This window comes from Nocardioides sp. NPDC059952 (assembly GCF_042730435.1).
Lineage (GTDB): Bacteria > Actinomycetota > Actinomycetes > Propionibacteriales > Nocardioidaceae > Nocardioides.
On record NZ_JBHWLY010000041.1, the window covers coordinates 21,025 to 43,784 of the forward strand.

A 22,760-nucleotide genomic window follows, 5' to 3' on the forward strand; every position below is an offset into this window, starting at 1 on the left:
GTGGAAACCCTCGCGAAGCTACAGATCACCGAACGTACGCGGCACGGAGATGATCGTCGGACCGATCTTGAACGCGACCGCGCGACGAGTGACCAGTCGGCGCGCGATATCCGCCTCGGTGATGCTGAACATGTTCGACGGCGTACGGAGCGTCAACCCGGGCCCGTAGGCACCGCTGATCACGCTGCCCGCTGGGCAGGTCATGCACGTGGCGAGGTGTCGCGGGAGCACCAGCATGGGAAAGACAAGGGTGAGCGGCAAGGCGATCCGCACAAATGCCGTCCAGTCGCCGGTGCCCCAGACGAGCAGCAGCGCGAACGCCACCAACAGGCCGATGAGTACGCGCGACCACCACCTGAAGGCCAACCTCGCCGAGGCGAAGGTCAGATGCCACTGAAGCGCGCGCGTCACCGTCACCTCTCGCAGCCCCTCCCGGGCAGCACTCACCGACTGCGCCGGTGATGCGTCACCTGACGCCTCGCTTGCTGACAGCAGCTCGTAGACCCCTGCAGAGATCAGCTGGCCGGGAATCAGGAGCATCCCGGTAGGACGCGTAGTGCGTAGCGTCACGATGCCGCGCCGCGTCGACACGCCACTCACGCGAGCCAGCGGAATCGCGACGGTAGCCCTCGAGGAGACGACCCGAAACTCGCCGTTGATCACGCTCGCCGTTACCGGTTCGCTGGGCCGATAGCGACGTAGTGCCCGCAGCGGAGGGACGAGGATCAGCATCGGTACCAACACGGCGACCGCCACGACACAACTGATGATGACCGGCTTCGAGCTGTCTTCGACGACAAGGCCGAGCACGAAGATGCTGACGACCGTCGTTGCCACGAGCACGGCCCACATCCGCCAGTTCGTCGCCGTCGTGATCGCCAGTGCCATGACAAGACGACGCCGGTCGGCGGCCGCTGGCATCCAGGTCACGGAGAGTTCATCGGCGGTGGGGGTCATGAGGGCGCACCCTATCCAGCAATGACGCGTTCGCCAGGGGTGACCCCCGGCCCGGATACGGGAAGCTTCGCTCAGTCGGGGTCGGGACGGATCCAACCCTTTGCGAGCCCGGCACGAACGATGGCGTCGGTGGCTTCGCCGAGAGTCGTGCTCGCTGCGACGACGCCGGCCTCGCGGGCGCGGATGCGGGACTCGGTGGCGCCGGGCATGCCCCAGGTGCCACCACGGTTGAGCCAGTTGAGGAGCATCGGCTCGAGGCGGTCCATCGCCTTGCAGAAGCGCGCCTCGGGCGTCTGAGCGGCCTCGAACTCGTCCCACAGCGCCCGGATCTCCCCAGCCTGGTCCGGCGGCAGCATCGTGAAGAGACGCTCGGCGGCAGCGACCTCGCGCTCGACCTGGTCGACGACCGCGGCCGGGTCGAAGACCGGGCTGTCGCCGGCGTAGATCTCGATCATGTCGTGGATGATCACGAGCTTGATCGCGTGCCCGACGTCGATGGGCTCGTCGGCGTACTCGGCGAGCAGCAGCACCATCAGCGCCAGGTGCCAGGAGTGCTCGGCGTCGTTCTCACGGCGGTCGGCCGCGGCCAGCGGCGAGGCGCGCAGGATCGTCTTGAGCTTGTCGGCCTCGGCGATGAACTCCAGCTGGGCCCGCAGCCTTCCGTCGATCTCGTCCGGGAGCGGGTTCTGGTCGGCGATCAGGTCGGCAGGCGAGTCGTCCATGGGACGACCTTCCCATGCTGCGTACGCAGGGATGAACTCGGTCAGCGAGTGGGCAGGGAGAGGGCACGCTTGGAGCGCGACACGTAGGCCGACCCCTCAGGACCCACGACGGCGTAGGAGTCGCCCATGCGGGAGTTGTACTCCAGGTGGGCGCGACCCCAGAACATGCCGATCCGGATGCCGCCGTACATCCCCGGGGCGGTGAACCAGGCCTCGTCGGGGCCGCCCTCCTCGGAGATGAGCCGGACGTCGAACGTACGCAGCTGGTGCTCGCCGCGGAACTCGGCGGTCAGCTCGGCGAGCGTCGTGTTCACGTGGAGGTTGACGTTCTCGAGGTTGTCGCCGAGCGGGGTGCCGGGACGGAAGTAGGGGTCGAGCATGTCGAGCAGGTGCTCGTGACCGCGTCGCTTGGCGAGCTGGTAGGGCGTCTCGCCGTGGGCGGTGGGCAGCGACCTGACGCCACCCAGCGAGAGCAGCTCCTGGACGGTCTCCCGCGGCGCACCGAGGTAGGCGGCGTGGTGGAGCGGCGTGAACATCGACTCACCGCCGATCTTCCAGGTGTTGACGCCGACCGTGTAGTCGTTGCGCACCTGCGAGAGCGCGCGGCGCCAGTCACCCTGTGCGGCCGCGTCGGTGAGCGAATCCCTGGCCTTGACCGCGGCGGGCCCGTAGGCCTCGCGAGGCATCAAGATCCCGTCCCATGGCAACGTGGAGGTCATAGTTGAACTTTCGCAGAGATCAGGCGGTTGCGTGATGGAGTGCGACGATTCCACCCGAGAGATTCGTCCAGGTCGGCGACTGCCACCCCGCTGAGGAGAGCATGTCGGCGAGACCTGCCTGGTCGGGCCATGCCCGGATGGACTCAGCGAGATAGACGTACGCGTCCGGGGAGGACGATACCGCCCGCGCGACCGGCGGGAGCGCCTTCATCAGGTACTCCACGTAGACCGTCCGGAACGGCTTCCAGGTCGGGTGCGAGAACTCGCAGACCACGATCCGGCCGCCGGGGCGGGTGACCCGGCGCAGCTCACGCAGGCCGGCCGCCGGGTCGACGATGTTGCGCAGGCCGAACGAGATCGTCACCGCGTCGAAGGTGCCGTCGCGATAGGGCAGCCGGGTGCCGTCGCCGGCCGTGAACGGCAGGTGGGGCCTGGCCTGCTTGCCGACCTGGAGCATCCCGATCGAGAAGTCCGTCGGCACCACGGACGCGCCGGCGTCCAGGAACGGCTGAGACGAGGTGCCGGTGCCGGCGGCGAGGTCGAGCACGAGCTCGCCCGGCTTCGGGGCTACGGCTTTGATGACCTCGCGTCGCCAGCGTCGGTCCTGGCCGAGCGAGAGCACGTCGTTGGTCACGTCGTAGCGCTTGGCCACGGCGTCGAACATCCGACGGACCTCGCCGGGCTGCTTGTCCAGATCTGCTCGGGTCACGGGCTGATTCTGTCTCGGGTATGCGTCCGGGACCGAACTCAGGCGAGCTTCTCGAAGATCTCGTCGGCGTACTTCGCCGCGTCTTTCTTCGAGGCAGCGGTCGCCTGGACGGTCAGGTCGTCGGACGCGTGCGAGCAGGTCGCCTGGGTCTGACCGGTCGACTGGTCGGCGCTGGAGTAGCAGACGTTGTCGCCCACCTTGGAGACCTCGCCACCGCCGTAGTAGGCGCTGCCGTCGCCGGCGAAGGCACGGATCATCACGGACTTCGCCATGTCCTTGGTGATGTAGGTGCGCGAGGCCATCGAGAACCCGAGCGCGTCGGACACGTTGCGGTCCTCGGTCTTCGAGCTGGCGGCGTTCTGCTTGATGAACAGGTCCAGCTGCTCCTCGGACGCACCCTGCTTCTTGATCACGTCGAGGTCGTAGGAGGACTTCTCGTCCGCCGGCTTGTAGCCGCCCGACAGCGTCTCCGGGAGGGTGATCTTCACCCCCGAGTGGGAGTCGGAGTCGCCAACCCACCGCGGCAGGCCAACGCCCAGCACGACGAAGAGGGCCAAGGCGATGATGCCGAGGGTGATGCCGTTCTCTGCGATGAACGACTGCTCTTTGTTGGTACTCACGCAAGCGCACGCTACAACCCACATGGTGATGTATGGCAACTGGGGCGGATGCCATACATCACTTCGACTCGTCCTCGCCGACACCACGCCGATACGCTGGGGGCGTGAGTAACCACCCCACGACGTCCTCGCTTCGCTCCGGGCGCCGTAGGGACCCCGAAAAACATGAGTCTGAGCAGCAGTCCCTGGTAGCCACCACCGTGGCCCTCGATGCCGGGTCGGAGACTCTCGACGACCTGCTCGCGCTGCTGCCCGCCCGCCGGCGCGTTCTGTCATGGGTCCGCCACGGTGAGGGCCTGGTCGGCTGGGGAACCGCCGCCGAGATCCGTACCTCCGGACCGGAGCGGTTCGCGCACGCGGCCAAGTGGTTCGAGGAGCTGGCGGCGATCTCCACGGTCTCCGATCCCGTGCGCGAGCCCGGCACCGGCCTGGTCGGCTTCGGCTCCTTCGCCTTCGCCGACCTGCCGGGATTCTCCGTGCTCAAGGTGCCCGCGGTCGTCGTCGGAAAGCGCGGCGACGTCGCCTGGGTGACCACCGTCGGTCCGGCCGCGGTGCCCCCTCCTGCACTGACTCCGACGCCGGAGCCGGAGGCGCCGCGCGACGTCGTCTTCGCCGATGCGTACGTCGACGGCGAGCACTGGATGCGGATCGTCGCCGACGCCGTTGCCCGGCTCCAGGACGGAGACCTCGACAAGGTCGTCCTCGCCCGCGACCTGCTCGCCGCGGCCAGCGCCCCGATCGACATCCGCGCCGTGCTGCGGCGGTTGGCGGCTGCGTACCCGACCTGCTGGACGTTCCACGTCGACGACCTCTTCGGCGCGACCCCCGAGCTGCTCGTCCGCCGCGAGCGCGGCCTGGTCACCTCCCGCGTGCTCGCGGGCACGATCTGGCCGACCGGCGAGGAGAACCTCGACGACGCCCTCGCCGCGTCGCTGGCCGAGTCCTCGAAGAACCTCGAGGAGCACGAGTACGCCGCCAGGTCGGTCGCCGATGCCCTGGAGCCACACTGCTCCTCGATGAACGTGCCCGACGCACCATTCGTGCTCAAGCTCCCCAACGTGATGCACCTGGCCACCGACATCACCGGCGTGGCCAGCGACGGGGTCAGCTCGCTCGATCTGGCCGCCGCCCTGCACCCCTCGGCGGCGGTCGGCGGCACCCCGCGCGAGGATGCCGTCGCGCTCATCGCCGAGATCGAGTCGATGGAGCGCGCCCGCTACGCCGGCCCGGTCGGCTGGATGGATGCCACCGGCGACGGCGAGTGGGGCATCGCGCTGCGTACGGCCGAGATGATCGACGACCGCACCGCCCGCCTCTTCGCCGGCTGCGGCATCGTGGCGAGCTCCGACCCGGAGACCGAGCTGGCCGAGACCCAGGCCAAGTTCGTCCCGATTCGGGACGCACTGTCCTAACCTCCGTTCATGGAGAACTCGGACGGCCTCATCCGCACAGCCCTGCGCGAGGGAGAGGAGAACGCCGACCGGCTGGCGCGGACACAGCTGCTCATGGTCCCAGTCCTGATCGTGGCGATGATCTCGGTCCCGGCCTATCGGATCGTCCATGACGATGGCGAGGACGGGGACAGCTACGGCTTCTGGTCATCCGTCAGTTGGCTGGCCGAGCGCCCCGACGACGCACCCGGCGCCTACCGGCTGCTCGTCATCGCTGCGGTGCTGACGATCCTCTTCGCCGTGGCGTCCGCGGCGATGGCCCTCTACTTCGCCTACTCCCGGAGCAACCACCCCGCCGTCGAGATCGGGATCGCGATCGTCGCGGGGGCGCTGCCGAGCGCCATCGCCGTGATCGGTGTGGTCGCCCTGCCCGAGGACACCGCGGTGCAGATGGGCTGGGGCCTGCTCCTCCCCGCCTTCCTCGGACTATGGCTCGCCAACATGGTCCGCTCCGACGTCTAGAGTCCGCGCGATAGATTCGCCGCATGAGGATCACGAAGTTCGGCCATGCCTGTGTCCGGATCGAGCACGACGGGGCGGTGGTGGTCGTCGATCCGGGCGTGTTCACCCAGCCCGAGGCGCTGGACGGCGCGACGGCGGTGCTGATCACCCACGAGCACCCCGACCACTACAGCCCCGCCCTCCTGGAGGCCAACGACGCGCCGGTCTACACCATCGGCGCGGTCGCGGCGCAGATCCTGAAGACGGCCCCGGCGGTCCACGAGCGGACCACGGTGGTGAAGCCGGGCGAGTCGTTCGACGCCGGGTTCCCGGTCACCGCGGTCAACGAGAAGCACGCGGTCATCCACGCCGACATGCCGCACTTCGACAACTCGGGCTACCTGATCACCGCGGGCGAGCAGACGCTCTTCCACCCGGGTGACGCACTCGACGGCCCCGGCCAGGCCGTGGACGTACTCTTCCTGCCCGTCTCCGCGCCGTGGGCGCGCTCGAGCGAGCTGATCGACTTCGCCCGCTCCGTCGGCGCGTCCAGCACCGTCGCGATACACGACCGGGTCTACTCCGAGGCCGGCTCGGGCATCTTCGACACCCAGGCGGGCGCACTGATCCCGGCCGAGCGTGGCTACGTACGTCTCGCGGACGGGGCTGACCTCTGATGGCCCTCGTCGCGGTTCTGTACGCCTACAACGACCTCCCCGACGTACGCGCCGAGCACCTCGACGCGCATCGCGGGTTCCTGGCGAGCCAGGACAACCTGGTGCTCTCCGGCCCCACCTCCGACGGCTCCGGCCTGCTCGTCTTCGAGGGCGAGATCGCCGCGGTCGAGACTGCCGTGGACGACGACCCGTTCCTCGCGGTCGGGCTGATCAAGGAGCGTCGCGTCTTCGAGTGGACCCCGGTCCTCGGTTCCTGGAAGACCCAGCTGGGTCTGTGAGGACCGGGGGTCCACCCCGGAGGGTCACCCCCGCGCGAGCGCCTGGAGCCGGTCGTACGCGCCGTTGAACGTGTTCTGGTCCAACGGTGACGAGGTGTACTGCCAGAAGGTGTAGTAGCCCCAGCCTGCCGGCAGGGTGCCCGGCGTGCTGGCGTAGCGGGCGATCCACAGCGGGTGCGCGCTGGCGAACTGCGAGGTGTTGCCGGTGCACGTCGTCCACCAGTCGGTGGTCGTGTAGATGACCGCGTCACGGCCGGTGCGGGCGCGGTAGCGGTCCAGGAACGCCGCGATCCACGAGCGCATCGATGCCTGGGAGAGGCCGTAGCAGGTGCCGCCGGAGTAGGGGTTGTACTCGATGTCGAGCACCCCCGGGAGCGTCTTCCCGTCGGCCGACCAGCCCCCGCCGCTGTTGACGAAGTAGTCGGCCTGCGCCGCGCCGCCTGAGTCGGACGGGTTGGCGAAGTGGTAGGCGCCGCGGATGAAGCCCTGGTTGTAGGAGCCGTTGTACTGCTGCGGGAAGTAGGTGCTGTTCTTGTAGTAGGTGCCTTCGGTCGCCTTGATGTAGGCGAACCGCTTCCCCTGGCCCCACCAGTAGGCCCAGTCGACGTTGCCCTGGTGACCGGAGACGTCGATGCCGCTGACGGTCGCCTGGGCGCTGATCGGCGGGGCGTTCCTGGTGCCGCCCTTGGCGTCCGAGCCGGGCGTCGACCAGCCGACGTACGCCCCGTGCTCGAGGGTCACGCCGTGGGACTTCGCCTTCTGGGTGAGATGGCGATCGTCCTTCTCGGCGGCGCCGGCGGACTGGGTCGGGGAGAGGGAGATGGCGAGGAGGAGACCGGCGGCAATCGCGGTCACTCTCATGGATCTGCGGCGCGAAGGACTCATGGGGCTAGGGCCTTTCCCGAGGAGGAACGTGCACTGAGAGCCGTCGTGGCTGAGAAACATGGTGCCGCAACCGATGTCCCCCGGGGAATGTTTTCCGGTAAGCAAATTACTCAACCAAGTGGTTGACAAAGGTCCGCGCGGCGATCTAGCCTCGTTATCAACCAAATGGTTGAGGAGTAGCGGATGAGCGAGGACAGACTCTCCCGAGTCTTTGCGGCACTGGCGGACCCGACCCGGCGCGACCTGGTCGCCCGGCTCTCGTCGGCCGACGCGACCGTCGGTGAGCTGGCGGCGCCGTACGACGTCAGCCTCCAGGCGGTCTCCAAGCACCTCAAGGTGCTCGAGGACGCCGGCCTGGTGAGCCGGGAGTCGCGGCGCGCACCCGTACGCCTCGAAGCGGAGGTGTTCGACCTCATGACCAAGTGGATCGAGAGATATCAGCAGCAGGCGGAAGAGCGCTACCAGCGCCTGGACGCACTGCTCGCCGAGATGCAGGAAGACCGACCAACCCGAGAACCAGCCAGAGAAGAGGACGCATCATGACCACCACGAAGCACGAGACCACGATCGAGGCTTCCAAGGACGCCCCGACGATCACCATCGTCCGAGAGTTCGACGCTCCGCCGGAGCTCGTCTTCCGCGCCCACGCCGAGAAGGAGCTGTACGCCAAGTGGCTCGGGCCCCGCGACGTCGGGATGAACATCACCACATGGGACTTCCGCACCGGCGGCTCCTGGGCCTACACCGGCGAGCGGGACGACGACGAGTTCCAGTTCTTCGGCAGCTTCCACGAGGTGCGCGAGAACGAGCGCATCGTGCAGACCTTCACCTGGCGCGGCGCCCCCGACGGAGCCTCGCTGGAGTACCTCACCCTCGAACCGCTCCCCGGCGGCCGCACCCGGCTGACCGGCCTCAGTGTCGTCGAGTCCTTCGAGACCCAGGCCGCGATCATGGCCAGCGGCATGGACCAGGGCGTCGTCCAGGGCTACGAGCAGCTCGACGAGCTCCTCGCGGAGCTCTCATGAGCTCCGCCGGACTGAGCCTGCGCGAGCAGCACGCGTACGACGCGGCCCGGTTCTCCGAGATCGTCGACTCCGCCTCCGCCGAGGACTGGGCCCGCCCCAGCCCGGTGGCGGCCTGGACCGCGCTCGACGTGGTCTCGCATCTGGTCGAATGGTCGCGTGGGTTCCTGCAGGGATCGGCCGGCGTGGATCTCGCGCCGCTCGACGTCGCCGCGGACCCGGCGGCCGCCTGGAAGACCCACACCGCCGACATCCAGGAACTCTTCGACGATCCCGCCGACCGGATGATCTCCAACCCCCACATGGGCGACAAGCCGCTCGACGAGGCGCTCTCGGAGATCTACACGCCCGACATCTGGATGCACTCCTGGGACCTGTCTCGCGCCCTCGGGCGCGACTTCGACCTCGGCGCCGACCGCGCCTCGGCGATGCTGGCCGGTGCGGCCGCCATGGAGGACGCCATGCGCGCCTCCGGCCAGTTCGGCCCGCGCGTCGAGGTCCCCGCCGACGCCACCCCTCAGGAGCAGCTCCTCGGCTTCATCGGCCGAGACCCCTACTGGCAGGCCTGAGGCTCTCGCCTGGCCCACCTACGTCAGTTGAACGGCAGCTTGTGAAAGCACTCACGAACTGCCGCCAACTGACGTAGGCAACGTCGGGGGCCACGGCAGCGACCTGCTTCACCGCTACAAGGGTTCGTTGTGGAATCGGCTGCGGTCAGTGACGGGGTCGTTTATTGTCCCTCGATAACATCGTTTATCGATAAGGACCGCCATGGCCAGGGACATCCCCGCGTCGCTCGCGAGCGACCCCTTCGAACCGATCGAGCGGATCATCAGCGCGATCCTCTGGATCCAGATCGCAGTCTTCGCGATGCTCCTGGTCGCGGCGATCGTCCTACCCTTCACCAGCCCGCACTCATCGGTTTCGATCCTCGGGTTCAACGACGACCACCCCTGCGTCTCGACCGACAACATGATCATCGGCCTGCCCGAGGGCGAAGACACGAAGATCCCGGGGCCGGATCTCGTGCGACCCGGAACCCACCTGTCGCCGAGCGGCACCACGTTCTGCATCGACAACCCAACAGCGACACAGCGGGTGGCTGCCGCACTCGGCCGGCCGATCAGCGTGGTCTACATCTTCGGCACCTGTCTGCTGATTCGCCGGCTGATCCGGGTGGCACGCGAGGACGGCCTCTTCGCCGTCAGACCGATCATCTGGCTCGGTCGGCTCGGCAAGTTCCTGGTGGCGATGTCGATCCTCGTGCCCGCGGCCACAGCACTCGGCAACGGCATCTTCCTGGCATCGGTGACGACCGCAGAGCTGGGCATGACCTGGCAGTCCCAGCTTGTCGCCAGCTTCCCTCTGGACGTGACCCTCCTGGTCGTCGGGCTCGGCGTGATCACGTTCGCTCGCATCCTGATCCGTGCGGCGCATCTCCAGAAGGAGGTGGATCTCACCGTATGACCGAGGACCATCGAGTCACCGTGCACCTCGACGCCCTCCTCGAGGAGCGCGGGATGACGCTCACCGAGCTCGCCGACAGGATCGGGATCACCCTGGCGAACGCGTCGATCCTCAAGAACGGCCGTGCGCGCGCGATCCGGTTCTCGACGCTCACCGCGATCTGCGACGTACTCGAGTGCCAGCCTGGCGACATCCTCCGGGTGCGCTGACCTCAGGACAGCGTCAGGGAGCCGACACCCGAGGTGTAGTGGGTCGCGTACGTCAGCTGGACCTGCTCGGGCCCGGGCGAGAGCAGGATGGTGGCGGCCTGCTGGATGTAGTCACCCTCGACGTGGACGCTGACGTGGCAGGCGCGCTCGGCCGGGATCTCGAACGACACGGTCCCCCAGTAGACGACATACTGCCGCCCGTCGATGCTCGCGATCGGCGGGAGCTTGCCCGGATTGTTGGCCAGCATCACGTTTCCGCTGGTCAGGTGCAGCACCAGAATGCGCTTCGCGCCGGTGTAGAACTCGACGTACGGCACCACGCCAGGCCACTGCTGCTGTTCGGTCACGGGCACACTGTGCCACGCCCGGCCCGGTCGCAGGCTCAGGAACGAGCGAGGGCGCGGATGGCGAGATCGAGCTCGCGACGTCCATCCCGGGAGACGACCGCCTCGACGACCTCGATGCCGCCGTTGGGCGAGGCGAGGGCGGCCTCGAGCTCGGGTACGGAGGTGACCGCGAGGTGCGGGATGCGGTGGGCGGCGCAGAGCGCCTCCAGCGAGGTCCCGTGCGGGGTGCCGAAGAGGCGCTCGAAGCTGTCGGCGTAATCGTCGGCGCCCTGCTCGAGGGAGGCGAAGATCGAGCCGCCGTCGTCGTTCGCGACGACGATGGTGAGGTCCGGGCGGACCTCCTCGGGACCGAGCAGCAGCCCGCCGGCATCGTGCAGGAAGGTGACGTCACCCATCAGCGCGAGCGCCCGCGTCGACCAGGAACGACCGACGGCGGCGCCGATCGCCGTGGAGACGATGCCGTCGATGCCGGCCAGGCCGCGGTTGGCGATCACCTTCCGCCGTCCGCCGACGTTGTTGGGCCGCATCATCAGGTCCAGGTCGCGTACGGGATTGGAGGGGCCGAGCATCAGCAGCCCGCGGTCGGGCAGGGCGCGGGCGACACAGCCGGCGACGTCGTACGCCGTCATCTGCTGCTGCTCGTGGAGCAGCCGGCCCACCTGGCGACCGAGCTCGCGATCCGCGGAGCGCCACTCCTCCAGCCACGCCGGATCGGGCTCACCCTCGACGTGGAGCCGGGTGCGGATCGTGCGGTCGACCCGGAACGGGCGCGCGGCCCAGACACCGTCGACCGGGGCCGCGATGACCTCGACGTCGGCGCGAGCCAGCAGGTTGGTGACCGGCCGGGAGAGGGTCGGGTGGCCGTAGACGACGACCCGCTCGATCCGTTCGGCGAGCGGTGACTCGAGCAGCAGCCGGTAGGAGCGCAGGGCGTTGTCGCCGGTGCGCGCGCCCGAGGACGGCTCGGCGAGCAGCGGCCAACCGCCGTCCTGGGCCAGGATCCGGGAGGGCGGACCGGCGTCGTCACCCGCGACGACGACCGTGCGCGGCGTGCCGGCACCGGTCGGGATCGACTCGTAGATCATCAGCTCGGGACGTACGGGCTCCGGACGGACCGCGACCTCCCCCGGCTGCCATCTGTCGGGCGGGGTCAGCGGGTCGTCGAGCTGGATGTTCCAGTGGACCGGGCCGCGCGCGGAGTCGAGGGCAGCGATCGTGTTCTCGTCCGGCGCGTCGGCCAGGTCGACGGTCTCCACCAGCCGGCCGAAGATGCCGACCTGGTCGGTGACCTGGTTCGCACCGGTCTCCCGCAGGCGTGCCGGACGGTCGGCCGTGACGACGGCCAGCGGCACTCCGGAGTGAGCGGCCTCCAGCACCGACGGGTGCAAGTTGGCGACCGCGGTGCCGGAGGTGCACATCACCGCCGCGCGCGAACCGACCTTGGTCAGGCCGAGCGCGAAGAAGCCGGCCGAGCGCTCGTCGATCCGGGTGTGCAGCCGCAGCAGACCCGCTCGCGCGGCGTCGAGGACGGCGAACGACAACGGCGCGTTGCGTGATCCCGGCGCGACGACGATGTCGGTGACCCGCGCCTCCACGAGCGCGGTGACGACCGCCCGGGCGAGCTCAGTAGCAGTGGGCATCCATCCTCCTCAGAGCGTTTCCCGGTACGCCATCACGTCAGCCAGCCGCCTGCGCCAGAACTCCGTACGCTCCGGGGTGGCCCGCAACGCCGGGTCGGCGACGAGGCGCTCCGGGGCGGGCGAGGAAGGTAGCACCGGCAGGACACCGCCTGCCGGAAGGAGCGGGACGGCGGCGATGTCCTCGGTGAACATCGAGACCGTGCCGAGCCCACAGGCATAGGGCAGCTCAGGCAGCGCCGCCGCGAGCGCGATCCCGGCGGCCATCCCGACCGATGTCTCCAGCGCCGAGGAGACCACGCACGGCAGCCCGATGTCCTCCGCGATCCGCAGGCAGGCGCGTACGCCGCCCAGCGGCTGCACCTTCAGCACGGCCACGTCGGCAGCCTGGAGATCGCGTACGCGATAGGGGTCCGCGGCCCGCCGGATCGACTCGTCCGCGGCGATCGGGACCTCCACCTTGCGGCGTACGGCGGCGAGCTCCTCGACCGTGGGGCAGGGCTGCTCGACGTACTCGAGCCCGCCGGCGGCCCGGTCCAGCACCCCGATCGCGGCGAGCGCCTCGTCGACGGTCCAGAGCCCGTTGACGTCGATCCGCACCTTGCCGGAGGGGCCGAGGGCGTCCCGGACCGCCTCGACGCGAGCGATGTCGTCGGCCAGGCTCTGGCCCGGGTCGGCGACCTTGACCTTGGCGGTCGCGCACCCGGAGCGGGTCACGATCTCGTGGGCGCGCTCGGGGCCGACGGCCGGCACGGTCGCGTTGACGGGGACGGCGTCACGGACCGGCGCCGGCCAGTCCCCCGCTGCCGCCTCCTCCGCGCAGCGCAGCCAGGGCTCGATCTCGGGGGTGTCGTAGTCGAGGAACGGCGACCACTCGCCCCACCCGATGGCCCCCTCGAGGCGATGTATCGAGCCTGTCGAGATGACCAGGCCCTCGCGCACGGTGATCCCGCGGAAGCGGGTGGTCATCGGAAGGGAGAAGACATGCATCTGGTCGGTCATCGCGTCTCCGCCTCGTTGGTCGTGGCGAGCGCGAGGAGGGCCTGCCGGTCGGGCTTGCCGTTGCCGAGAAGCGGGATCTCGTCGAGCGCAACCACCTGACGGGGCGCCCAGGAGCGCGGGTGCTCAGCGGCGACCCACTCGCGGGCCGCGGCGGCGTCGATGTCGCCGACGACGAAGGCGACCAGTCGCTGGCCCCACTCCTCGTCGGGGGTGCCGAGAACCTCCGCGGCGACGACGGACGGGTGTTCACGGAGCCTTCTGGCGACGAGCGCCGCGGGCACCTTCACGCCGCCGGTGATCACCATGTCATCGACCCGACCGAGGATGCGGAGCCGGCCGTCCTCGTCCAGGGTGCCGGCGTCGGAGGTGAGGAACCAGCCGTCGACCAGGGCGGTCGCGGTCTGCTCGGGGTCGTCCTGATAGCCGTCGAAGAGCGTCGGGCCGCTGATCCGGACCCGGCCGTCGGTGCCGATCGCGATCCCCACGCCGTCCAGCGGCATCGCGTCGTAGACGCACCCGCCACAGGTCTCGGCCGAGCCATAGGTGGCGACCACGACGATCCCAGCCGCTTCGGCACGGGCCCGCAGCGACGGGTCGATCGGGCCACCTCCGAGCAGCAGCGTGTGGAACCCGGCCAGGGCGGCGAGGTCGTCGCCGCCCGACTCGATGATCCGGTGCAGCTGGGTCGGCACCATCGAGACGAACCGCGGCCCCGGCATCATCGCTCCAGCGGCCTCGGCGAAGGATCCGTGGGCGGCGGCGATCACCGGCTCGTGGCCGGCCAGCAGCGAGCGCGCGATCACATTGGCCCCGGCGACGTACGACTCCGGCAGCGTCAGCAGCCACTGCCCGCTCGCCCCGACCCGTCGCGCCGACGCCGCTGCCGACGCCTTCATCGCCTCGCGCGACAGCATCACCCGCTTGGGCCTGCCGGTCGATCCCGAGGTCTCCACGACCCAGTGCTCCGGCCCACCCCCGGCGAGCCACTCGGCCATCGCGGCGACGGTGCCCTCAGCCCGTTCCACCGCGTCGTTCACACCCCCAACGCTATCTCCTGCGCTACGCGGGCTCGCCGTGGGCCGCTACTGGCCGCGGATGTCGAAGTCCGCGACCAGGCCGTGGTGGTCGGAGTCCAGCTTGAAGGTGGCGTGGCGGGTGGGGGTGGCGGTGGAGCTCGAGCCGAGGAGCCAGTCGATGGTGCCGCCGCCGTCGTGGGTGGCCCAGCCCTGCGCGGGCGCGCCGAGGGTCTCGAAGGAGGAGGTCATCCCGGCCTTGGCCATCAACGGCTTCGGACCCCACGGATCCCCGTCGCCACCGTTGCGCGGGTAGGGCGAGTTGAGGTCGCCGGCAACGAGGACCGGGCCGTACTTCTGCAGCCCCTGCGCCAGTCCGGCGAGCTTCGCGAAGCCGCGCTGGGCCTCGTCCTTACGCGCCTGTGCGCTCTTGGCGGGCGAGGTCATGGTGTGGGTGGAGATCACCGAGATACGCCCGGAGCCGTCGCTGCTGGCGAGGACCACCCAGGTGGCGTACCTGTTGTCGTTCTTGACTCCGGTGACCGGCTTGGTGAGCTGGACGGTGCCCTTGTCGACCGCCACCCAGCGGTCGGTGCGCCACATGACGACCGGACTCAGCGCCTGGCTCCGACGACCGTATTCATCCTCCGAGGCTCGGTAGGTGCCGTATCCCCGCACCGAGATGTCGGAGACCGTACGTGACTGGGCCTCGTTCAAGGAGACGAAGTCGGGTCCGTGCTTCATGACCTCGGCCAGGTCGGAGCGGTATCTCGAGCGGGACATGGAGACCTTGATGTTGGCCTGTGCCAGGCGGACCTGCGGGCCGGAGACGGCCGCCGGGGAGGCGCCGGGCTGACCAGCGCCCGGCAGCCCGCCGACCTGCTTGGTCGCCTCGAGGGTCTTGCCGATGTTCTTCGTCAGCCACGCCGCCGGGTCCACCTGGTCCTGCAGGTAGCCGCCGCCGTGCGGGTGCACCTCGAAGTGGAGGTGGCAGCCGGTCGAGTTGCCCTCGCTGCCGACCTGCCCGATGACCTGCCCGGCCTTCACCGTCTGCCCCGCGGCCACCGAGAGCGACTGCATGTGGCCGTACCAGGTGGTCAGGTTGCCGGGTGCCGTCTGCACCTTCACCAGCCAGCGCCCCGACCAGCCCCAGCTGCCGCCCGACTCGAGGACGACGGTGCCGCCGTGGGCCGCCTGCACGGGCGTGCCGCACGGCGAGGAGTAGTCGTTGCCGGTGTGCATGTTGGCCCAGTTGGAGCCGGAGTTGCCGTAGTTGCCTTGGTCGACCGCGAGGCCGGCCTGGATGGGACGTACGACGCTGGTGCTGATCCCGGCCATGCCGATCGTGCAGGACACATCCGTCGCGGTGGCCGTCAGGTCGGCGGCCGAGACCCCGTCGGCGAGCGCTGCGACGAGAGCCCGCGCCTCGTCCTCGTGCTGGGCGTACGCCAGCGGGAACGCCGAGCGCTGCACCGCCTGCGCCGCCGCGGTGACCTGCATCTTGCGCCAGCCGGGGATGTCCAGGAGCCCGGTGTTGCCGGTGTGGGTGGCGACGCCGTAGAACGCCTGGGCGGACTTGACCGGGTTCGTGATGTCGGCGACCGAACCCCAGCCGGAGACCGGGCGCTGCTGGAAGAGGCCCTGTGAGTCGCGGTCGCCGTAGTTGAGGTTGCGCAGGGTGCTCTCCTGCATCGCGGTCGCGAGCGCGATCACCCACCCGTAGGCGGGCACGCCGGACTGCTTGCCGACCGCCACGATAGTCCGGGCGTTCTGGATCTGCTCGGTGTCGAACCCGGCGATGCTGCCCTCGGGGACCTCACCGTCCGGTCCCAGGTTTCCGGCCTGGATCGCGTTGGTCCCGCCGACACAGCCCGACTCGGCCTGGTCCTGGTTGCTCTGCTCGGTGCTCGCAAGACCACCGATGAGGATCACCAAGCCACCCGTGACCACCAGGACGAACGTGGCCACCCCGGCCACGATCCCCCAGATCAGACGCGCCTTGAAGATCCACATCGCCCTATCCCCCCGGAAGAATGTTCGCGACGTACCAGACGTTGTCCACCAGGGTCAGGTAGACGATGACCTTGGGACCGTCGGTGGCGACCTCGACGCGTGCCTCCCCGTCGGTCTGCTCGAGGACCTTCGCGGCGCCGACCACCTTGGACGCCGGCACGGTCGCCGGGTCGGTGGTGCCCAGGGCCTGGGCCAGCGACTCGTCCGGGCGGGCGGCGTTGATCCCGGCCCACCACTCCTCGGTGGTCAGGTCGGGACGGGCCCAGGCGACGACGAACTTGGTCGCCAAGGGAGTCGGGTCCGGGACGGGCGCCGGCGATCCGCTCGCGGAGGCGCTCTGCTGCGCCGACGCGGATCCCCGGTCGGGCTGCGCGGCCGGCTCGGCGTCGGGGGCGTCGCTCACCTGGGCGATCAGCCAGATGACGAAGACGATGCCGACAACCACCGAGAAGAACCGGAACGGCGACCTCATGGGCCACCTCAGCACCGGCGCGATGACCTCCCACAGCACACCACGCGTCGTTGTCGACCGCACTACCGGGCTCCTCCTTCAGACCAGCCCTCGGACCGGCCCGGACTGTTGTCGACGGGCACCGAGCGGTTCCCGTTCGGTGAGTAGATGACGAAGACCGCGTTGCCGTCGGAGTCGTAGTCCACGTTGGCCTCCGCCACCGGGGACTGTCGCGGCGGCTCCGGCTCGCGGTCGGCGTAGGCGCCCGCGGTGTAGTCGACCGGGTTCGGCGCCTCCGGGCGGTCGTTGTTGTAGACCTGCCCGGCAGCGAACCCTGGGCGCGCCTCATCACGGAACGCCGGCTCGTCGCGCTCGACGGAGCGCGAGTCGAACCACTGACCGGCCACCCGCTCCCCCTCCTCGCCGCTCATCGAGGACCCCAGGGCGTACGTCGGTGTGTTGCTCGCGCTCGCTCCGGCACCCAGCGCTCCGGCCGCCGTCACCGGCGCCTGGTTGGGCACCTGCTCGGCGGTCATCGTCGGCCGGCTGCCGGTCAGCTCGTGTCCGGGCATGTAGACGCCGCCGGGGCTCGAGACCGATCCGGTGCCCGCCGGGCCACCGCCCGGGACGGGCGGCCGGTCCTCGGCCGCGTCGCGGATCCCGGCCTCGGTGCCCGTCCGGGTGCCGACGTACGAGGAGAGCATCGAGGTCAGCCGGCCCATGCCCGGCAACGGGATGCCGTAGGCGGCGGGCCGGGTCAGGCGCCAGGCCAGCACGGTCAGCACCGCGATCAACGCCAGCTGCAGCACGAACCACATCGTCGAGCCCAAGATCGCCGAGTCCAGCCGCAGCAGCAACAGCGCGACCAGGAAGTAGATCGGGCCCATCACCAGCGGACCCACCACCCGCTTCAGCATCGCCACCGCCGCGTCCCGGGTGTGGTCCAGCATGAACAGCACCCCCGCCGCCGGCGCGAACGGCACGATCAACCGGATCAACGCGAACGACAACAAGATCGCCAACCCGGCCACCAGCAAGAACCCGCACACCACCACGACCACGACCAGGTTCACCAACGCAGTGGTCGCCCGCTGGGACCAGTGCTCGCCCTTGAAGTACTCATAGGCCACCGGGTCCGACTTCTTGACCGCCTCGGCATGCTTCTTGAACGCGTCCTGCTTGGCCTCCAGGACCTTCTTGCCATCCCCGTTCGGGTCCTTGCGGTAGGTGTCGTACTCCTGCCAGGAGAAGTGCGTCGACCGGAACACCCGCGGCCCATACCTCTTCGCCGTGGCCGAGTCGGGATCACCGAACGCACCGGCCAGCCAGGTGCGGTACTGCGTCGAACGCACCACCTCGTCCATCTGAGCATCCACGGCCTTGACCGCATCGGTCTCACCGAACTCGTCGTCACCGACACCCGGGACCGTCTTGCCGTCGTTGAACCCGGTCGCGATCATCCCCGTCGCCGACCGGACCCCCTCATCGACCAGCTTGGTCGACTCCACCGGGTACTGGATCAGCCAGGAGGTCACCACCAGCACACCCAGCGCCCAACCCGCAGCGGTCACCGCCCGCGCGAACCGGCCATCCCGCGCGCGGATCATCACCGTCGCCGCCACCAGCAACAGCACCACGCTCACCCACGGCGCCCACACCCCGTCGGTGACCGCCTTGCTCGCCGCCACGATCGGATCGTCCAGCGCCCTCAGGAACGAGTCCTCGCCGATCACCGCGTTCAGCAACGCATGCGACCAGTTCGGCAGGATCCCCGAGATCTCCAACATGATGTTGCCGATCGAGGTCCCCGCACCTGCGACGAACTGCCCCGTGCACCCGTTGTCATAGGTCCACCACTGCGGAGTCGTGCCATAGGCCGACTCCAACGAGACCTCGTCCTTGTTGCGGAACGGATCCAGCTCGTCGTTGACCTTCTCCGGGTCGTTCAGCTCCGTGCCCGCCTTCGACGCCGCCCCCAACGCCGTCATCCGCACGATGAAGCTGCCGTCCCCATACGGAGACGCCGGCATCGGCGCGTCAAGGTTGTTGCACGCATCGCTCACACCCGAGAGCCCACCCGTCGGATCGAACGGGATCGGGATATCGATCCCCCTCGGCCCCGCAGCCGCCGGACCGGCGACGGACAGCAGAGCGACCACGAGTACGACGAGGGCAGCGGCCCTACGGCGCAGGGCTGCCCTGTGGTGGGTGGGGCGCGGCGGCATCAGCCGATCCCGTCCCCGGAGAGCTCGGTCCTGGGAAGATCGGTCGGCTCGCCGCCGATGGCTCGGCTGACGCGGCGGGTGGGGTCGGCGGTGGTGTTGAGCGCCTCCTGCAGACCCGGGTGGTGGTTGAGGGTGACCTTGATGATCTCCATGCCGCCGTGACCGGTGTCGCCACCGAGGCCGTCGCGGTAGATGAACTCGCGGTAGCCGAGCTGCTCGTCACCACGCCTGGTGCGCGGCGAGAGCCGCGCCAGGATCGACTCGTAGCCCAGACCCTCGGGCTTGCCGAGCAGCTTGAGCGCGTCGCGCTGGGCACCCTCGTCCTGCGTACGTCCCACGAAGGCCGCCCCGACGAAGTTGTTGATGTCGGAGCCCAGGATCGCGGAGGCGTTCTGAGTCGAGACCAGCGCGGCGCAGTTGTTCTTGCGGGAGTCGCTGGAGAGCTTGTGGACCAGGGCCCGCCCGGTGCCACCACTCGCCTGGGTGACCTCGTGGGCCTCGTCGAGCGCGAACAGCTTCCGCTCGTTGGGGTCGCTGCGGTAGATCAGGTGCAGCGCGGACCAGGCGGCGAGGGTCATGATCGGGCGCGCCATCTGCTCCTCGGCACTCCACTCCTCGCGCGGCACGTGCTCGGGCGGGGTGTTGAGCCCCTTGAGGTTGTAGAAGGTGAACGGCGTGCCCTTCAGCTCCTTGTCGGACTGCAGGAAGTCGTTGCCGAAGAAGAGGCGGCCGAGCTCACGCTCACGGGCGGCGGCGAGCTCGCGGCCGATCTCGTGGTCACCGCCGTCGCCCTCGAAGAGCATCTTCACGATCGTCGAGGTGTCGGCGCCGCGGTCGGCCTGCGCCTCCATGACGCGGGCGCGGATGCGCTTGAGCACCTCCTCGTTGTTGGCCAGTCCGACCGGGAGGCAGGAGCGGAGCACCGAAACGGTCAGGTCGCGGCGCTGCTGTACGGCCGCGGACCGCTCCCGGTGGAGCCGCTCGGCGAACTCGTGGTCCGACATCGCCTCGGCGCGGATCAGCTCCGGGTTGGGGTCGGGGACGACGGCGTACGGCGACAGGCTTCCCGGTCGACCGCCGAGGACGTCGACGCTGCGGGCGCGGGCGGGCACCTGCTGGCCGTTGAAGACGCCGCCGCCGATCTCGGGCAGCGTCATCAGCCGCTGCAGCCGCCCGGCCGGGTCCATGGCGACACCGTGGATGCCGGACAGGATCGACATGTAGATGACGACGCCCATCAGGGTCGACTTACCGGAACCGGGCGTGCCGACGAGCGGGATCAGGCCGGCCTGCTCCATGACCTCGGTCAGGTACCACGGGTCCATCAGCACGGCCCGGGAGGCCATCGCGGAGGTCTCGCCGAGGTAGAAGCCGCGCTTGTCGCCGACCTCGGCGGTGACCGCCGGGAGCCCGGCGGCGACCTTGAGGACCGGGAACTTCCGGGCGTGGGCGGTCGACGCGAGCGGCTCGCCCGGGACGAACTCGCGAGCCAGGTGATACTGCCCCAGCTGGCGGGTGATCTTGATCTGCGGCCGGTAGAGGTCGACGACCTTCTGCGCCTTGTCGAGCGCCTCCGCCTCACTGCGGCCGGTGACGGCGATCCGGTACCAGCCTCTGGTCCGGGTGGACAGGCCCGTGAACTCCGAACGCATCTCGTCCTCGACGTCGGCGGCTCGGCCGGCCTGACGGGAGAGCTGCTTGGGAGGCCGCTTGCCGTGGTCGTCGGACCAGTGGCTGACCTGGCCGTCGATGCGGCGGGTCAGGGACGCCATCTCGCGGGAGACGTCATCCGGCGAGCGGGGCTCGACCCGGAACGACCACTCCACCGGGAAGCCGAGCGCGTCGGTCTTCGCCATCCACGGCGCGTGGGTCTCCGGGACCTCGATGTCGCCGATCCGGGAGACCGTCAGCACGCACACGTGGCTGGTCTCCTGGCGGCCACCGATGCTGCTGGTGACCTGCACCGTCGGTGCCAGCGGCTCGGCCGACCAGGCGACCGACTCGAACCACTCGGCCATGTCGTCGGTGTCGAGGAAGTTCTGCTGGGCCTCACCCGGCTCGGGCACCGGGATCTTGGCGCCCAGGGAGAGCGAACGGGCGATCATCCACTCCATGTCGTGACCGACTGCCGGCCGCGCGGAGAAGCCCGGACGCGACATCACCCGGTTGACCGTGTCGAGGCGCTCGCTGATCGCTGCCATCTCGCGCTCGGCGGCACCGGCGGAGAACTTCGCCAGCGTCCTCACCGTCGCGTCGCGGCGGCCCAGGTCGACGCCGTAGTAGACCAGCTTGTCCGCCTGGCTGTGGGCGGCCATATGAGCCTGGTTGCGCGCCATCATCTCCTCGAACCCGGGCTGCGGGTCGGGAGCGTTGGCGAACGCGGCATGCGCCCAGTGACGTACGGGATAGGGGCGGGTGGTGACCCGGCCGTGGACCGTGTTGCCGACCAGGTCGGCCAGCTGGCTCGCCTGGTCGGTGATCAGGGCCTCGAGGTCCGAGTGGGCGCGGAACGACCAGGTCTGCGGCTCGGCGAGGTACCAGGCGATGATCCGGTCGCTGGTGAAGGTCAGGTGACCGCGCACCTCCTCCAGCGCCCACATGTCGCCTCTCGGCTCACGGACGCCCTTCGAGTCGTCGCCGCCCCGGCCGAAGACGCTCTTGCGTCCCGGCTTGGGCTTCTCGAAGCCAGGCCCGTAGGCCCGCTCCGTTCGCGGCCGCCTCATGCGGTTCCTCCGTCGTTGGGTGCGTCGTCGCCGTCGAGGCGCTTGCGGTAGTCGTCCACACTCTGCAGGCGCCCGTCAGGCACCGCCCGCTCGTCCTGATTGTCCCTGGGACGGGTGCTCCCCGAGGGGGCATCGTCGAAGTCGTCCCATTCGTCGGCCTCGTCCCATTCCTCGTCGAACCCTGGCTCCGGCGCGATCACCACGGCCGGCCTGACCGCATGCGAGAGCGGCTGCCGGGCTGGCCTGGGCGCGGGCTCCTGGGCAGGCGGTGGCGGTGGCGGAGGAGGCGGCGGGGGTGGCGGTGGCGCCGCAGTGGGCTGGGCTGGGGGCGCAGGCGGGGCAGGCGGCGCAGGCGGCGCGGCCGGCGCGGGCTGCTCCGGCTCCTGCCGGGCCTGCCACGGCGCGCCACCCTTCCACGGAACGTCGCGGGGCTCACGCGGCGAGGAGGACGGTCGGCTCGACCAGCCGCCCTTCGCCGGACGTACGCCGGTGGCGTGCTGCTGCCTCGCAGGCTGCGCCTCGGCCTGGACCGAGAGGTGGGCCGGGAGCGGCTCCTCGACGACCTTCGCCTCGATCACGGGTCGCACGGGCGCGGCCTTGCCGCGTACCGGCACCGCTGAAGCGAAGCCCGAAGCAGTGTGTCCCGCTGAAGCGAAGCCCGAAGCCGTACGTCCCGCTGACGCGACATGTCCGGTCTGGGCACTCGGGGTCGAGGTGACGACCGTCGCCTGCAGCGCCCTCGGCGAGGGGGTGGCACCCGGCTGCTGCGCGAACCGCCGGCCGGGTCGCCGCATGGCCTTCGCCCAGCCGCCGCGGGGGCTCGTGGCGTGCCGGAAGGCGACAGCCGCGCCGCCCGCGTACTGGGCGCTGGTCTCCACGCGCGGCGTGGTCAGCTCGTGCCAGAAGGTCATCAGCCAGGCGCCGGCCGAGCTCTCCGAGCTGATGTAGTCGGAGGCCTTCATCGAGAGGAAGGAGGCGCCGATCAGCCACAGCCCCATGCTCAGCAGCGTCACCGGCATGCCGAGCTTGCGCAGCAGCACAAGCGTCAATGGTGCGATCACCAGAAAGAGGAAGATGGTGCGATAACGCATCTCCCCGATGTAGCGACGAGGGGGGCCGAGATAGGTCTGGTCGACCTCGTACAGCTCGTCGTCGTCAGGCAGCCTCATCCCCGAGATCCCTCCCTGGGTTA

The 22,760-nt window shown here is 69.7% G+C and carries 24 protein-coding genes; 9 read left to right on the forward strand and 15 right to left on the reverse strand.

Annotated elements, in window-relative coordinates; all coding sequences use genetic code 11:
- Positions 1-18: 18 nt before the first annotated feature.
- The 5 genes from ACFV9G_RS18540 to ACFV9G_RS18560 all read right to left on the reverse strand — a co-directional run bounded on the left by ACFV9G_RS18540 (position 19) and on the right by ACFV9G_RS18560 (position 3,727).
- Positions 19-957 (reverse strand): hypothetical protein, encoded by a 939-nt coding sequence (locus ACFV9G_RS18540; RefSeq protein ID WP_378728972.1) that lies wholly within the window; start codon positions 955-957, stop codon positions 19-21.
- A gap of 71 nt (positions 958-1,028) precedes the next feature.
- Positions 1,029-1,679 carry an HD family hydrolase gene (locus ACFV9G_RS18545; protein WP_378728974.1) on the reverse strand — a complete coding sequence of 217 codons (651 nt, stop codon included), beginning with the start codon at positions 1,677-1,679 and terminating at the stop codon, positions 1,029-1,031.
- 41 nt (positions 1,680-1,720) lie between these two features.
- On the reverse strand, positions 1,721-2,398 hold the full coding sequence (locus ACFV9G_RS18550) for a hypothetical protein (RefSeq protein ID WP_378728975.1): 678 nt from the start codon (positions 2,396-2,398) through the stop codon (positions 1,721-1,723).
- A 19-nt stretch (positions 2,399-2,417) separates the two neighbouring features.
- Positions 2,418-3,107, reverse strand: a complete 690-nt coding sequence (locus tag ACFV9G_RS18555) for a demethylmenaquinone methyltransferase (RefSeq protein ID WP_378728977.1) — start codon at positions 3,105-3,107, stop codon at positions 2,418-2,420.
- A 38-nt stretch (positions 3,108-3,145) separates the two neighbouring features.
- Positions 3,146-3,727 carry a hypothetical protein gene (locus ACFV9G_RS18560; protein ID WP_378728978.1) on the reverse strand — a complete coding sequence of 194 codons (582 nt, stop codon included), beginning with the start codon at positions 3,725-3,727 and terminating at the stop codon, positions 3,146-3,148.
- Positions 3,728-3,912: 185 nt separating this feature from the next.
- Between ACFV9G_RS18560 and ACFV9G_RS18565 the strand changes: the two genes are divergently transcribed.
- Genes ACFV9G_RS18565 through ACFV9G_RS18580 form a run of 4 tightly spaced genes read left to right on the forward strand, consistent with a single transcriptional unit; the run spans position 3,913 to position 6,574 of the window.
- Positions 3,913-5,139, forward strand: a complete 1,227-nt coding sequence (locus tag ACFV9G_RS18565) for an isochorismate synthase MenF (RefSeq protein WP_378729004.1) — start codon at positions 3,913-3,915, stop codon at positions 5,137-5,139.
- A gap of 9 nt (positions 5,140-5,148) precedes the next feature.
- Positions 5,149-5,640, forward strand: a complete 492-nt coding sequence (locus ACFV9G_RS18570; protein WP_378728979.1) for a hypothetical protein — start codon at positions 5,149-5,151, stop codon at positions 5,638-5,640.
- A gap of 23 nt (positions 5,641-5,663) precedes the next feature.
- Positions 5,664-6,296, forward strand: coding sequence for an MBL fold metallo-hydrolase (locus ACFV9G_RS18575; protein ID WP_378728980.1), 633 nt, complete (start codon positions 5,664-5,666; stop codon positions 6,294-6,296).
- Positions 6,296-6,574, forward strand: a complete 279-nt coding sequence (locus ACFV9G_RS18580) for a YciI family protein (RefSeq protein WP_378728981.1) — start codon at positions 6,296-6,298, stop codon at positions 6,572-6,574. Before ACFV9G_RS18575 ends, ACFV9G_RS18580 begins: the two co-directional genes overlap by 1 nt.
- Before the next feature lie 24 nt (positions 6,575-6,598).
- Here the strand turns inward: ACFV9G_RS18580 and ACFV9G_RS18585 are convergent, their stop codons facing one another.
- Complete coding sequence (locus tag ACFV9G_RS18585; RefSeq protein WP_378728982.1) at positions 6,599-7,429, reverse strand: GH25 family lysozyme; 831 nt, start codon at positions 7,427-7,429, stop codon at positions 6,599-6,601.
- 213 nt (positions 7,430-7,642) lie between these two features.
- Here ACFV9G_RS18585 and ACFV9G_RS18590 point away from each other — a divergent pair, with 213 nt between their 5' ends.
- The 5 genes from ACFV9G_RS18590 (at position 7,643) to ACFV9G_RS18610 (ending at position 10,157) form a co-directional block, all read left to right on the forward strand.
- On the forward strand, positions 7,643-8,002 hold the full coding sequence (locus tag ACFV9G_RS18590) for an ArsR/SmtB family transcription factor (protein WP_378728983.1): 360 nt from the start codon (positions 7,643-7,645) through the stop codon (positions 8,000-8,002).
- A complete protein-coding gene (locus ACFV9G_RS18595) occupies positions 7,999-8,484 on the forward strand; it encodes an SRPBCC family protein (protein WP_091043047.1) in 486 nt (161 codons plus the stop codon). Before ACFV9G_RS18590 ends, ACFV9G_RS18595 begins: the two co-directional genes overlap by 4 nt.
- A complete protein-coding gene (locus ACFV9G_RS18600; RefSeq protein ID WP_378728984.1) occupies positions 8,481-9,050 on the forward strand; it encodes a TIGR03086 family metal-binding protein in 570 nt (189 codons plus the stop codon). The genes ACFV9G_RS18595 and ACFV9G_RS18600 overlap by 4 nt, the downstream gene beginning before the upstream one ends.
- A 202-nt stretch (positions 9,051-9,252) precedes the next feature.
- Positions 9,253-9,948 carry a DUF2975 domain-containing protein gene (locus ACFV9G_RS18605; RefSeq protein ID WP_378728985.1) on the forward strand — a complete coding sequence of 232 codons (696 nt, stop codon included), beginning with the start codon at positions 9,253-9,255 and terminating at the stop codon, positions 9,946-9,948.
- Positions 9,945-10,157: a helix-turn-helix domain-containing protein gene (locus ACFV9G_RS18610; RefSeq protein ID WP_378728986.1), complete on the forward strand. Its 213-nt coding sequence runs from the start codon at positions 9,945-9,947 to the stop codon at positions 10,155-10,157. Before ACFV9G_RS18605 ends, ACFV9G_RS18610 begins: the two co-directional genes overlap by 4 nt.
- A 2-nt stretch (positions 10,158-10,159) precedes the next feature.
- Here the strand turns inward: ACFV9G_RS18610 and ACFV9G_RS18615 are convergent, their stop codons facing one another.
- The 9 genes from ACFV9G_RS18615 to ACFV9G_RS18655 all read right to left on the reverse strand — a co-directional run bounded on the left by ACFV9G_RS18615 (position 10,160) and on the right by ACFV9G_RS18655 (position 22,737).
- Positions 10,160-10,504, reverse strand: coding sequence for a hypothetical protein (locus tag ACFV9G_RS18615; RefSeq protein ID WP_378728987.1), 345 nt, complete (start codon positions 10,502-10,504; stop codon positions 10,160-10,162).
- Positions 10,505-10,539: 35 nt separating this feature from the next.
- Positions 10,540-12,144: a 2-succinyl-5-enolpyruvyl-6-hydroxy-3-cyclohexene-1-carboxylic-acid synthase gene (gene menD / locus ACFV9G_RS18620; RefSeq protein ID WP_378728988.1), complete on the reverse strand. Its 1,605-nt coding sequence runs from the start codon at positions 12,142-12,144 to the stop codon at positions 10,540-10,542.
- Positions 12,145-12,153: 9 nt separating this feature from the next.
- A complete protein-coding gene (locus ACFV9G_RS18625) occupies positions 12,154-13,143 on the reverse strand; it encodes an o-succinylbenzoate synthase (RefSeq protein ID WP_378728989.1) in 990 nt (329 codons plus the stop codon).
- On the reverse strand, positions 13,140-14,180 hold the full coding sequence (locus ACFV9G_RS18630) for an AMP-binding protein (RefSeq protein WP_378728990.1): 1,041 nt from the start codon (positions 14,178-14,180) through the stop codon (positions 13,140-13,142). The genes ACFV9G_RS18625 and ACFV9G_RS18630 overlap by 4 nt, the downstream gene beginning before the upstream one ends.
- A gap of 45 nt (positions 14,181-14,225) precedes the next feature.
- On the reverse strand, positions 14,226-16,169 hold the full coding sequence (locus ACFV9G_RS18635; RefSeq protein ID WP_378728991.1) for a peptidoglycan DD-metalloendopeptidase family protein: 1,944 nt from the start codon (positions 16,167-16,169) through the stop codon (positions 14,226-14,228).
- Positions 16,170-16,173: 4 nt separating this feature from the next.
- Positions 16,174-16,641 carry a hypothetical protein gene (locus tag ACFV9G_RS18640; protein ID WP_378728992.1) on the reverse strand — a complete coding sequence of 156 codons (468 nt, stop codon included), beginning with the start codon at positions 16,639-16,641 and terminating at the stop codon, positions 16,174-16,176.
- Between the two features lie 62 nt (positions 16,642-16,703).
- Entirely contained in the window at positions 16,704-18,845 is a 2,142-nt protein-coding gene (locus tag ACFV9G_RS18645) for a hypothetical protein (protein ID WP_378728993.1), read from the reverse strand.
- Positions 18,845-21,568: an ATP-binding protein gene (locus ACFV9G_RS18650; RefSeq protein ID WP_378728994.1), complete on the reverse strand. Its 2,724-nt coding sequence runs from the start codon at positions 21,566-21,568 to the stop codon at positions 18,845-18,847. Before ACFV9G_RS18650 ends, ACFV9G_RS18645 begins: the two co-directional genes overlap by 1 nt.
- A complete protein-coding gene (locus ACFV9G_RS18655) occupies positions 21,565-22,737 on the reverse strand; it encodes a hypothetical protein (protein WP_378728996.1) in 1,173 nt (390 codons plus the stop codon). The genes ACFV9G_RS18650 and ACFV9G_RS18655 overlap by 4 nt, the downstream gene beginning before the upstream one ends.
- Between the last annotated feature and the right edge of the window lie 23 nt (positions 22,738-22,760).